General features: G+C 71.9%; 9 protein-coding genes. 7 read left to right on the forward strand and 2 right to left on the reverse strand.

Annotation, left to right across the window (positions count from 1 at the left end; translation table 11 throughout):
• The first annotated feature begins 44 nt into the window (after positions 1–44).
• From lepA to ACIBK8_RS05295, 5 genes are all read left to right on the forward strand, one after another.
• Positions 45–1,916 (forward strand): translation elongation factor 4, encoded by a 1,872-nt coding sequence (gene lepA, locus ACIBK8_RS05275; protein WP_399040178.1) that lies wholly within the window; start codon positions 45–47, stop codon positions 1,914–1,916.
• Between the two features lie 344 nt (positions 1,917–2,260).
• A complete protein-coding gene (locus ACIBK8_RS05280) occupies positions 2,261–4,150 on the forward strand; it encodes an AMP-dependent synthetase/ligase (protein ID WP_399040180.1) in 1,890 nt (629 codons plus the stop codon).
• 391 nt (positions 4,151–4,541) lie between these two features.
• Positions 4,542–6,716 (forward strand): SpoIIE family protein phosphatase, encoded by a 2,175-nt coding sequence (locus ACIBK8_RS05285; protein WP_399040181.1) that lies wholly within the window; start codon positions 4,542–4,544, stop codon positions 6,714–6,716.
• 103 nt (positions 6,717–6,819) lie between these two features.
• Positions 6,820–8,052, forward strand: coding sequence for a radical SAM family heme chaperone HemW (hemW, locus tag ACIBK8_RS05290; RefSeq protein WP_399040182.1), 1,233 nt, complete (start codon positions 6,820–6,822; stop codon positions 8,050–8,052).
• Positions 8,053–8,162: 110 nt separating this feature from the next.
• Complete coding sequence (locus ACIBK8_RS05295; RefSeq protein ID WP_399040183.1) at positions 8,163–8,750, forward strand: Uma2 family endonuclease; 588 nt, start codon at positions 8,163–8,165, stop codon at positions 8,748–8,750.
• On the opposite strand, the gene ACIBK8_RS05300 is transcribed toward ACIBK8_RS05295, so the two are convergent.
• Both ACIBK8_RS05300 and ACIBK8_RS05305 read right to left on the reverse strand, forming a co-directional pair.
• Positions 8,728–9,561: a DUF3097 domain-containing protein gene (locus tag ACIBK8_RS05300; RefSeq protein WP_399040184.1), complete on the reverse strand. Its 834-nt coding sequence runs from the start codon at positions 9,559–9,561 to the stop codon at positions 8,728–8,730. The genes ACIBK8_RS05295 and ACIBK8_RS05300 overlap by 23 nt on opposite strands.
• Before the next feature lie 116 nt (positions 9,562–9,677).
• Positions 9,678–10,412 (reverse strand): MBL fold metallo-hydrolase, encoded by a 735-nt coding sequence (locus ACIBK8_RS05305; protein ID WP_399040186.1) that lies wholly within the window; start codon positions 10,410–10,412, stop codon positions 9,678–9,680.
• A gap of 186 nt (positions 10,413–10,598) precedes the next feature.
• Between ACIBK8_RS05305 and hrcA the strand changes: the two genes are divergently transcribed.
• Both hrcA and dnaJ read left to right on the forward strand, forming a co-directional pair.
• Positions 10,599–11,615, forward strand: a complete 1,017-nt coding sequence (hrcA, locus tag ACIBK8_RS05310) for a heat-inducible transcriptional repressor HrcA (protein ID WP_393680352.1) — start codon at positions 10,599–10,601, stop codon at positions 11,613–11,615.
• A complete protein-coding gene (gene dnaJ / locus ACIBK8_RS05315) occupies positions 11,616–12,752 on the forward strand; it encodes a molecular chaperone DnaJ (RefSeq protein WP_393680218.1) in 1,137 nt (378 codons plus the stop codon).
• Positions 12,753–12,765: the final 13 nt, after the last annotated feature.

Raw genomic sequence — 12,765 nt, forward strand, 5'->3', positions numbered from 1 at the left:
CACACCCGAGTCCCGCCTACCCGCGTTCACTGAATGGACCCTGCGTGCCCGCGACCCCTACGAACGTGCCGGAGCCGAGCCGTACCGACCCGGCCCTCCTCCGTAACTTCTGCATCATCGCGCACATCGACCACGGCAAGTCGACGCTCGCCGACCGGATGCTCCAGATCACCGGTGTCGTCGACCAGCGGCAGATGCGCGCGCAGTACCTCGACCGCATGGACATCGAGCGCGAGCGCGGCATCACGATCAAGTCCCAGGCGGTGCGACTTCCCTGGTCGCCTTCCGAGGGCGAGGAGAAGAGTGGGACGACCCACATCCTCAACATGATCGACACCCCTGGCCACGTCGACTTCACCTACGAGGTCTCCCGCTCGCTCGCCGCGTGCGAGGGCTGCATCCTCCTCGTCGACGCCGCCCAGGGGATCGAGGCGCAGACCCTCGCCAACCTCTACCTGGCGATGGAGAACGACCTCACGATCATCCCGGTCCTCAACAAGATCGACCTGCCGGCCGCGCAGCCCGAGAAGTTCGCCGCCGAGCTGGCGAACCTCGTCGGCTGCGACCCCGACGACGTGCTGCGGGTCTCCGCCAAGACCGGCGTCGGCGTGCCCGAGCTGCTGGACAAGGTGGTCCGCGAGGTGCCGGCCCCGGTCGGCGTCAAGGATTCGCCCGCCCGCGCGATGATCTTCGACTCGGTCTACGACGCCTACCGCGGCGTGGTGACCTACGTGAAGGTCGTCGACGGCACGCTCAACAAGCGTGAGCGCATCCGGATGATGTCCACCGGCGCCGCCCACGAACTGCTGGAGATCGGCACCAACTCGCCCGAGATGAAGGCCGCCGACGGCCTGTCCGTGGGCGAGGTGGGCTATCTGATCACCGGTGTGAAGGACGTCCGCCAGTCCAAGGTCGGCGACACCATCACGCAGCTCAGCAAGGGGGCGACCGAGGCGCTCGGTGGCTACAAGGACCCCAAGCCGATGGTGTTCTCCGGGCTCTACCCGCTGGACGGATCGGACTACCCGGAGCTGCGCGAGGCGCTGGACAAGCTCCAGCTCAACGACGCCGCGCTGGTCTACGAGCCGGAGACATCGGCGGCGCTCGGCTTCGGCTTCCGCGTGGGCTTCCTCGGCCTGCTGCACCTGGAGGTCATCCGCGAGCGCCTGGAGCGCGAGTTCGGCCTCGAACTGATCGCCACCGCGCCCAACGTGGTCTACCAGGTGGACATGGAGGACGGCACCGAGCACGAGGTGACCAACCCCAGCGAGTTCCCCACGGGCAAGATCGACAAGGTGCACGAGCCGGTCGTGCGGGCCACGGTCCTGGCGCCGAGCGAGTTCATCGGCGCGATCATGGAGCTGTGCCAGAACCGCCGCGGCACGCTGCTCGGCATGGACTACCTCTCCGAGGACCGCGTCGAGATCCGCTACACCCTGCCGCTCGCCGAGGTCGTCTTCGACTTCTTCGACCAGCTCAAGTCCAAGACCCGTGGCTACGCCTCGCTGGACTACGAGCCCACCGGCGAGCAGATCGCCGACCTGGTGAAGGTCGACATCCTGCTGCACGGCGACAAGGTCGACGCGTTCTCCGCGATCTGCCACAAGGACAAGGCGTACGCCTACGGTGTGCGGCTGGTCGCCAAGCTGCGCGAGCTGATCCCGCGGCAGGGCTTCGAGGTGCCGATCCAGGCCGCCATCGGCAGCCGGGTCATCGCCCGTGAGACGGTCCGCGCGATCCGCAAGGACGTCCTCGCCAAGTGCTACGGCGGTGACATCTCCCGTAAGCGGAAGCTGCTGGAGAAGCAGAAGGAAGGCAAGAAGCGGATGAAGATGGTCGGCAGCGTGGAGGTGCCCCAGGAGGCATTCATCGCGGTGCTGTCCTCGGACTCCGACGGGGACAAGTCGAAGAAGTGACCCCGGGGGAGAGGCTTTCGGACGGCCTCCGGGAGCGCCGTTCTCTCCGGGGGCGCCCGGTCAGGTAACCGGGCAGGGCGCCGGTCCCTCAGGGGCCGGCGCCCTTGCCGTCCCCGGGGTGCGGCAGGTGGCCCAGGGTGCGGGATCCGCTTGGCGCGCGGGTCCGGAGGTGTGCCGGCGCCGCGCCGTGTGACCGGTCGCGTGCACCCTGCACGCACGGCGGGAGCGCCACGTGAACCGGTGGGCCCAAGCCCCTTACGTGGCGGCGCAACGGGGCCTACTCTGATCACTGCTCAAAGGTTACTCGCGAGTCACCAGCAATGAAGCGGGCCCCGGAGGATGCCGTGACGGACACCCACACGCTGATCGACAACCGGCCGCCTTCGGTGGCGAGCCTTTTCCTGGAGCGGGTCGCGGCGACCCCCGACAAGGAGGCGTATCGCTATCCCGTGCCGCCCGCCTCGGGGCAGGGGCCGGACGACTGGAAGTCGCTGACCTGGGGCGATGCCGCCCAGCGGGTGCTTGCTACGGCGGCGGGCCTGATCGCGCTCGGCGTACGGCCCGAGGAGCGGGTGGCGCTGGCCGCCGCCACCCGCGTCGAATGGATCATCGCCGACCTCGGCGTGCTGTGTTCCGGCGCCGCGACCACCACGGTCTACCCCAGCACCAACGCGGACGAGACCGCGTACATCCTCGCCGATTCCGGGAGCCGGGTGCTGATCGCGGAGGACGCCGCGCAGCTCGCCAAGGCCCGTGAGAAGCGCGCCGAACTGCCCGACCTCGCCCACGTCGTGGTCATCGACGAGGCGGACGCGCAGCCCGCCGACGGCGATCCGGAGGGCTGGGTGCTCTCCCTCGCCGACCTGGAGAAGCGCGGCGCCGCCCACCTGGAGGACAACCCCGACTGCGTCACCGAGCGGGTCGCCGCCCTGCGCGCCGACCAGCTCGCCACCCTCATCTACACCTCGGGCACCACCGGCCGCCCCAAGGGTGTACGTCTCGCGCACGACTGCTGGTCGTACATGGCACGCGCCATCCAGGCCACCGGCATGGTCACCGATGACGACGTGCAGTACCTCTGGCTGCCGCTCGCGCACGTCTTCGGCAAGGTGCTCACCGCGGGCCAGATCACGGTCGGGCACGTGATCGCCGTCGACGGCCGGGTCGACAAGATCATCGAGAACCTGCCGGTGGTGCGGCCCACGTACATGGCGGCGGTCCCGCGGATCTTCGAGAAGGTCTACAACGGCGTCGCGGCCAAGGCCAGAGAGGGCGGCGGCGCGAAGTACAAGATCTTCCAGTGGGCGGCCGGGGTGGCCCGCGAGTACGCCAAGGTCTCGCAGGAGAACTTCCGGCGCACCGGCAACGCCTCGGTGCCGTTCGGGCTCGCCGCCAAGCACAAGGCCGCCGACACCCTCGTCTACGCAAAGCTGCGGGACGCTTTCGGCGGCCGGCTGCGCGCCGCGGTCTCCGGCTCCGCCGCCCTCTCGCCGGAGATCGGCTACTTCTTCGCCGGCGCCGGCATCCACATCCTGGAGGGCTACGGCCTGACGGAGTCCAGCGCCGCCAGCTTCGTCAACCCCGGCGAGGCGTACCGCACCGGGACGGTCGGCAAGCCGCTGCCCGGCACCGAGGTGCGGATCGCGGAGGACGGCGAGATCCTGCTGCGCGGCCCCGGCATCATGCAGGGCTATCACGGCCTGCCGGAGAAGACCGCCGAAGTCCTGGAGTCCGACGGCTGGTTCCACACCGGCGACATCGGCGAGCTGTCGGCCGACGGCTTCCTGCGGATCACCGACCGCAAGAAGGACCTGATCAAGACGTCCGGCGGGAAGTACATCGCCCCCGCCGAGGTCGAGGGGCAGTTCAAGGCGGTCTGCCCGTTCGTCTCCAACGTCCTGGTGCACGGCGCCAACCGGAACTTCTGCACCGCGCTGATCGCGCTCGACGAACCGACCCTCATGGTCTGGGCGGAGGAACACGGCCTCAAGGGCAGGGCGTACGCGGACCTCGTCGCCACCGACCAGGTCCGCGAGCTGATCGACGGCTATGTCGAGCGGGTCAACGAAGGGCTCCAGCGCTGGCAGCAGATCCGCAAGTTCCGGCTGCTGCCGCGCGATCTGGACATCGAGCACGGCGAGGTCACCCCCAGCCTCAAGGTCAAACGGCCGGTCGTGGAGCGGGCGTTCAAGGACCTGCTGGACGAGATGTACGCCGGGACGCGCGAGGCGTAGCGGGAGGCGCGAGGCGTAACGGAGCGCACGGGGCGCGAGGGGACGCGGGCACAGCGGCCGGGGCCCGGCGCGGACCGATCCCGGTGCGCGGATTCCAGGGCGGGGCGGTGCGGGACGGCGTGGGGCGGACGGGACGGCAGTGGCGGTAGTGACGCCGCGGTCGTCGGGGAGCCACCCCGGCGTCGTTCCGCGCCGCCCCGCGCTGCCGTGCGCGGGCGCGTGCCGTGCCGCCGCGCTCCCCCCGGTTGTCCATACATCTTCACCGTCCGCAACGACGGAGCACCCCACTTGACCACCTTCTTCGGTGACTCGGTGCTTATGCCTGCGCTCGGTCTGTCACTCTGTCGGTGGTGCATTCGGCGAGATGGCGGAGCTGCTCGGGAGTTGCTGAATGAGGACGACTACTGCGACTGCAACTGGATTCCAGCGGGACACCGAAGCGGTGGGCGCCACCGCGACCGGCACCGGCCGTGACGGCACGGGCTCCCGCAGCGCCGCGCTGCCCGGCACGCCGCGCGCCGCGTCCGACGCCCGCCGGTTCGTCCGCGGCACGCTCTCCGACTGGAAGGCGCAGCGTCTGCCGGGCGCCGAAGCGCTCACCGACCGGCTGGCGGAGGAAGCCTTATTGCTGGTCAGCGAGTTGGTCACGAACGCCGTTGTGCACGCGGGCACCGACGTGGAACTGCACTGCCGCCTCGAAGCGGACGCCGCACCCGACGGCGCGTCCCCCGGCGCCGGCGGCCTCGTCGTCGAGGTGTCCGACCACCACCCCACCCGCCCGGTACGCGGCCACCGCCACTCCGGGCTGCCCGACGGGGCGGGCCACGGCCTGCAACTGGTCGGCGCGGTCGCCGAATCCTGGGGCATCACCTACCGCGGCGCGATGAAGACCGTATGGTTCCGGCTCACCCCGGGCGCCGCGTCCGAAGGCCAGGAGACCGGCGGCCCGGCATCCGGCCCCCGGGCGGCGGGCACCCCGCTGACCGGCCACGTCCCCGCGGCCCGCCTCGCCCCGGACGCCCCGGGCGGCCAGCCGGTCCGCTGCGCCACCGACCGCTACGAGACCGCCCCCTACGGCGCCGACCGCTACGAACCCGCCCCTTACGACACCGACCGCTACGACACCGACGGCGCCAGGACCGACGCCCCGTACCCCGACGCCCCGTACGCCTACGGATACGGCTACGGCGCGGCCTACGGCGCCCCGCCGAGGCCCGCAGCCGACTGGCTCACCCACGGCGCCCCGACCTTCCTCGCCGAGGCGTCCGACCTGCTCTCCGGCCACCTCGACGCCGATCAAGTCGCCTCACTCGCCGCCCAGTTGACCGTCCCCCGGCTCGCCGACTGGTGCGCGGTGTGGCTGTACGACGGCGAAGCGGGCGGGCCGGTACCCGGCGCCCCGGGGTGCGACGGGCCGCCGCGGCTGTCCGGCGTGTGGCACTCCTGCGAGAGCCGGATCGACGCCCTGCGGCTCGTCCTGGAGAAGGCACCGCCACCGGCCGCCGACCGCGGCACCGAAGGCTCGGCCGTCCCCTGGCCGTGGCCGGGCGAACCGAGCGGCTACGGCTCCGGCGGCGCCGCCCTGGCCTGCCCGCTGGTCAGCGGCGGACGCCGGCTGGGCACGGTCCTGATCGGCCGGGCCGGACCGCTGCCGTTCCCCGCCGCCCTTACCGGCCTGGTCGAGGACCTCTGCCGCCGGGTCGCCCGCGCGGTGGCCACCGCACGCGCCTACAGCACACAGGAGCGCATCAGCCAGGTGCTCCAGCGCCGGCTGCTGCCCCACGGCCGCGCGCAGGTCCCCGGCGTCGCATCGGCGGTGGTCTACGAACCGCGCGCCGGCGCCTGGGCCGGCGGCGACTTCTGGGACCTCTTCGACGCGGGCGACGGCCGCTGGTGCTTCGCCCTGGGCGACGTCTGCGGCAGCGGCCCGGAGGCGGCGGCGGTCACCGGACTGGCCAGGCCGGTGCTGCGGCTGCTGGCCCGCGACGGCTTCGGCGTCGCCGAGGTGCTGGACCGGCTCAACAAGACCATGGCCAGGGAGGCGGCCGACTCCGTCGCCGCGGTGGCCGCCGCCGTCGCCGCCGAAGCCGGTGCCCAGACCCCGGTCGAGATCCGCGACGAGGGCGAACAGGCCCGCTTCCTCTCCCTCCTCTACGGCGAGATCGTGCCCCGCCCCGGCGGCACCGGCGGCGCCCGCTGCACCCTCGCCAGCGCGGGCCACCCACTGCCGCTGGTGCTGGGCACCGACGGCGAGGTGCGCGTCGTCGCCGCGCCGCAGATGCTGCTGGGGGTGGTCGGCGACGCGACGTACGAGAGCGAGTCCTTCGACCTCGCCCCGGGCGAGACGCTGCTGTGCGTCACCGACGGCGTCACCGAGCGCCGCTCGGGCCGCAACCAGTTCGACGACGATGACGGCCTGGCCACCGCCCTGGCCGCCTGCGCGGGCCTGGACGCGAGCGCCGTCGCCGAACGCATCCGCCGCACCGTCCACGGCTTCTCACCGACCCCGCCCGACGACGACCTGGCCCTTCTCGTCCTCCAGGCGGCGGCGGACGGCACGCCGTAGAGCCTGTCGTACGGGATCGGGCCGGGCTCCCGGAGCCGGTACGCGACGGCGGCCCCGGGCCGACGGGAACGACCCCGCCCGCGCATGACGGACAATGGACCCCATGCCTTCCGCACTGCCCGACGGTGAGCCGATGCCCGATGACGGGGCGCTGCCCGGCCACGCGCTGGCCACCGCCGCCGACCGTCCCCTCGGCTTCTACCTGCACGTGCCGTACTGCGCGACCCGCTGCGGATACTGCGACTTCAACACCTACACCGCGAGCGAGCTGCGCGGCTCAGGCGGCGCCCTGGCCTCCCGCGACAACTACGCCGACCACGTCGTCGAGGAGATCCGGCTGGCCCGCAAGGTGCTGGGCGACGACCCGCGCCGGGTCGAGACGGTCTTCGTCGGCGGCGGCACCCCGACCCTGCTGCCCGCCGCCGACCTCGCCAAGATGCTCGCCGCCATCCGCGAGGAATTCGGCCTCGCCCCGCACGCCGAGATCACCACCGAGGCCAACCCGGAATCCGTCGACCCGCGCTACCTCGCCGAGCTGCGCGACGGCGGCTTCAACCGCGTCTCCTTCGGCATGCAGAGCGCCCGGCAGCACGTCCTGAAGATCCTCGACCGCACGCACACCCCCGGACGCCCCGAGGCATGCGTCGCGGAGGCCCGCGCGGCCGGTTTCGAGCACGTCAACCTCGACCTGATCTACGGCACCCCGGGCGAGAGCGACGACGACTGGCGCGCCACCCTGGACGCCGCGCTCGCCGCAGGACCCGACCACGTCTCCGCGTACGCCCTGATCGTCGAGGAAGGCACCCAGCTGGCCCGCCGGATCCGCCGCGGCGAGGTCCCGATGACCGACGACGACGTGCACGCCGACCGCTACCTGATCGCCGACGAACGCCTCGCCGCGGCCGGCTTCCGCTGGTACGAGGTCTCCAACTGGGCCACCACGGACGCCGCCCGCTGCCGCCACAACGAGCTGTACTGGACCGGCGCCGACTGGTGGGGCGCGGGCCCCGGCGCCCACAGCCACGTCGGCGGCGTCCGCTGGTGGAACGTCAAGCACCCCGGCGCCTACGCCCAGGCACTCGCCGAAGGCCGCTCCCCGGGCGCCGGGCGCGAGGTGCTCGCCGCCGAGGACCGCCGCGTCGAACGCATCCTCCTGGAACTGCGGCTCTCCGACGGCTGCCCGCTGGACCTGCTCGCCCCGCAGGGCGCCCGCGCCGCCGCCCGCGCGCTCGCCGACGGCCTGCTGGAGGCGGCCCCGTACGAAGCAGGCCGGGCCGTCCTGACGCTCCGCGGGCGGCTGCTGGCCGACGCGGTGGTGCGGGATCTGGTGGACTAGGAGGCGTCAGGACTCGGACGAGTGAACCGATGCGGGTGCGCTGCGCCCCCGCCTACGCTCTCCCTGGGCTGCCGCTAAATGCACGCGGCGTGATGTGGAGGGCCACGGAGATGACCGCTGTGGATGAACGGATGACGACCGACGCCACCGAAATCTTCGAGAACCTGGAGGTTCCCGAGGGTTACAAGGCGGAACTCCTGTGGGGGGACATTGTGATGATGGCCGGGCCCGACTGGGTCCACAACGACATCATCGAGCGGGTGGTGGACCAGATCCCGCGGGCCCGGTGGCACCGCAAGCAGACACAGGACATCGCCATTCCACAGGAGGCCAGCGAGCCTCAGCCCGACCTCGTCGTGCTCGAACGCGGCGCGTTCGAGGGGCCGGGACGCCTCGTTCCCGTGGCGGCGGTGACGCTCCTCGTGGAGGTCGTGTCGAAGAGCAGCGTCGATCGTGACTACGGCGAGAAGCGTGCTCTCTACGCAGCGGGCGGGGTTCCCCTGTACCTGATCATCGACCCCATGGAGGCCCAGTGCGTCCTGCTCAGCAAGCCGTCGGGAAGCGGCCCGGAGGCTGACTACGAGGTGGACGTGGCCACGAAGTTCGGCCGGCCGGTGCCGCTGGAACCGCTCGGCGTCGAGCTGGACACCACGGAGTTCGAGACCCTCCCCCCGGTCAAGCGTCACCGCCGCCCGTAACGAAGTCGATCAGCTCCTCCACCCGCCCGAGGAGCGCGGGTTCGAGGTCGCGGTAGGAGCGGACGCCGGACAGGATCCGCTGCCATGCCGCGCCGGTGTTCTCCGGCCAGCCCAAGGCCCGGCAGACCCCCGTCTTCCAGTCCTGGCCGCGCGGCACGGACGGCCAGCCGGGGATGCCGACGGACGACGGCTTCACCGCCTCCCACACGTCGATGTACGGATGGCCGACCACCAGCGCATGCTCACCGGTCACCTCGGCCGCGATCCGGGACTCCTTCGAGCCGGGCACGAGATGGTCGACGAGGACGCCGAGCCTGGCGTCGGGGCCGGGGGAGAAGGAACGGACGATCGCCGGGAGGTCGTCGATGCCCTCCAGGTACTCCACGACGACCCCCTCGATGCGCAGATCGTCGCCCCACACCCGCTCCACCAGCTCCGCGTCGTGCCGCCCCTCCACATAGATGCGGCCGGCCCGCGCGACCCGGGCGCGGGCGCCGGGGACCGCGACCGAGCCGGACGCCGTACGGGCCGGCGCGCTCGGCGCGGGGCGGCCCGCGGGCCGTACGAGAGTGACGACCTTGCCCTCCAGGAGGAAGCCGCGCGGCTCCATCGGGAAGACGCGGTGCTTGCCGAAGCGGTCCTCCAGGGTGACCGTCGGGCCCTGCGCCGACTTCTCGCAGCGGATCACCGCGCCGCAGAAGCCCGTGGTGACCTCCTCGACCACCAGATCGGGGTCGGCCGGCACCTCGGGGGCGGGGCGCTGCTTCTTCCAGGGCGGGGTGAGGTCGGAGCTGTAGCGCTTGCTCTGCATGGGGTCTGCGGACCTGTTCTGTGACGAAGGCGCGGGGCGCCCGGTGGGCACGGGAGGGCGGTGCGGAGGTACCGGCATCGCGGCGGGCGGTGCGGAAGATACGGGGGCGGCGCCGGTCAGGCGGGGGACACGCCGAAACGGGCGGCGAGCGTGTTGCGCTGCTCACGGACGAAACGGGCATCCACGACAGCGCCGTGCCCCGGTACGTACACCGCGTCATCGCCGCCCAGGGCCAGCAGCCGGTCCAGGGCGGCGGGCCACTGCCGCACCAGCGCGTCCGGTCCCGCGGACGGTTCGCCGGACTCCTCGACCAGGTCGCCGCAGAAGACGACTTCGGGGGCGCCGGGCCGGTCGGCGGCGAGTACCGCCAGGTCGTGCGCGGTGTGGCCGGGGCCGACGTTGGCGAGCAGCACCTGCCGGCCGCCGAGGTCCACGGTCAGCTCGCCGTGCACGAGATGGTGCGGGCGCACCAGCAGGTCGGCGGCGTCCGCCGCCGCGTCCGGGTCGACGCCGTGCCGCACCGCGTCGAGCCGCAGGGCGTCGCCGCCGCGCGCCAGCAGCTCGTCCATCCCCGCCGCGGCGAACACCTGCACCCCGGCGAAGGCGGCGGCGCCCAGGACGTGGTCGAAGTGCGGATGGGTCAGCGCGAGATGTGTCACGTCGCGGCCGAGCACCGCGCGGACGGAGCGGCGCAGCGCGGCGCCGTCGCGCAGGGTCGCGCCGGTGTCCACGAGCAGGACGCCTTCGGTCCCCGCGATGACGCCGACGGTCTCGTCCCAGCCCGGCATCCGGCGTCTGGCGATGTGCTCACCGAGCCGTTCCCACCCGGCCTCTTCCCAAGTCGTGCGCATGCCGAGACGCTATCGGTATCGCGATAGCGTTGCCCGGCGGATCAGGGGCCACGGTCGGTGTTCCGGGCGGGCGCCCTTGCCCCGGCCGTGCTACCCGGCCGTACACTGGAGCGGTGTTTGGCACTCGACCCGGGTGAGTGCCAGGCGGACGCGGCGGCCCGGACGGCAGGACTGGAGGTGTGCGCCATGCTCAGTGAACGCAGGCTTGAGGTGCTGCGTGCCATCGTCCAGGACTACGTCGGCACCGAGGAGCCGGTCGGCTCGAAGGCGCTGACCGAGCGCCATCAGCTGGGCGTCTCCCCGGCGACGGTCCGCAACGACATGGCTTTCCTGGAGGACGAGGGGTTCATCGCCCAGCCGCACACCAGCGCGGGCCGGATCCCCACCGACAAGGGCTACCGCCTGTTCGTCGACAAGCTGGCCGGCGTCAAGCCGCTGTCCAGCCCGGAGCGCCGGGCCATCCAGAACTTCCTGGACGGCGCGGTCGACCTCGACGACGTGGTGGGCCGCACGGTCCGGCTGCTCGCGCAGCTGACCCGGCAGGTCGCGGTCGTGCAGTACCCCTCGCTGACCCGGTCGACGGTCCGGCACGTGGAGCTGCTGTCGCTGGCGCCCGCGCGGCTGATGCTCGTCCTGATCACGGACACCGGGCGGGTCGAGCAGCGGCTGATCGACTGCCAGGCGCCGTTCGGTGAGGCGTCCCTCGCCGATCTGCGGGCCCGGCTCAACAGCCGGGTGGTGGGCCGCCGGTTCGCGGATGTGCCGCAATTGGTGCAGGATCTTCCGGACTCCTTCGAGCAGGAGGACCGCGGTACCGTCTCGACGGTGCTCTCGGTGCTGCTGGAGACTTTGGTGGAGGAGACCGAGGAGCGTCTGGTGATCGGCGGGACCGCCAATCTCACGCGCTTCGGGCACGATTTCCCACTGACCATCCGGCCGGTGCTGGAAGCCCTTGAGGAGCACGTGGTGCTGCTCAAGCTGCTCGGGGAGGCCAAAGACTCGGGCATGACCGTACGTATCGGGCATGAGAATGCCCACGAAGGGCTGGCGGCCACATCGGTGGTCGCGGTCGGCTACGGTTCGGGCGACGAGGCAGTCGCCAAACTCGGCGTGGTCGGACCGACCCGCATGGACTACCCCGGAACGATGGGAGCGGTACGCGCAGTGGCACGTTACGTCGGACAGATCCTGGCGGAGTCGTAAGTGGCCACGGACTATTACACGGTCCTCGGTGTCAGCCGCGACGCCTCGCAGGACCAGATCAAGAAGGCTTTCCGGCGGCTGGCCCGTGAGCTGCACCCGGATGTGAACCCGGATCCGAAGACCCAGGAGCGGTTCAAGGAGATCAACGCCGCTTACGAGGTGCTGTCGGACCCGCAGAAGAAGCAGGTCTACGACCTCGGCGGCGACCCGCTCTCGCAGGCGGGCGGCGGTGGCGGGGCCGGCGGCTTCGGCGCGGGCTTCGGCAACTTCTCCGACATCATGGACGCGTTCTTCGGTGCCTCCTCGCAGCGCGGCCCGCGCTCGCGGACCCGGCGCGGCCAGGACGCGATGATCCGGCTCGACATCGAGCTGAACGAAGCGGCCTTCGGCACGACCAAGGACATCCAGGTCGACACCGCCATCGTGTGCACCACGTGCACCGGCGAGGGCGCGGCGCCCGGTACCTCGGCGCAGACCTGCGACATGTGCCGCGGTCGCGGTGAGGTCTCGCAGGTCACCCGCTCCTTCCTCGGCCAGGTCATGACGTCCAGGCCGTGCCCGCAGTGCCAGGGCTTCGGCACGGTCGTGCCGACGCCGTGCCCCGAGTGTGCGGGCGACGGGCGGATCCGCTCGCGCCGCACCCTCACCGTGAAGATCCCGGCGGGTGTCGACAACGGCACCCGGATCCAGCTCGCGGGCGAGGGCGAGGTCGGCCCCGGCGGCGGCCCGGCCGGTGACCTCTACGTCGAGATCCACGAGCTGGCCCACTCCGTCTTCCAGCGGCGCGGTGACGACCTGCACTGCACGGTCACCATCCCGATGACCGCGGCGTCCCTGGGCACCAAGTGTCCGCTGGAGACGCTGGACGGGATGGAGGAGATCGACGTACGGCCCGGTACCCAGTCCGGCCAGTCGATCCCGCTGCACCAGCGGGGTGTGACGCACCTGCGCGGCGGCGGCCGTGGCGACCTGATCGTCCACGTCGAGGTGCTGACACCCTCCAAGCTCGACGCCGAGCAGGAAGAGCTGCTGCGGCGGCTGGCCAAGCTCCGTGGTGAAGAGCGCCCCACGGGCCAGTTTCAACCGGGGCAGCAGGGGCTCTTCTCGCGCCTGAAGGATGCGTTCAACGGGCGGTAGGTACGTGTGCCGG

Origin of the sequence: Streptomyces sp. NPDC050161 (assembly GCF_044460025.1) — a bacterium.
Taxonomy (GTDB): Bacteria; Actinomycetota; Actinomycetes; order Streptomycetales; family Streptomycetaceae; genus Streptomyces.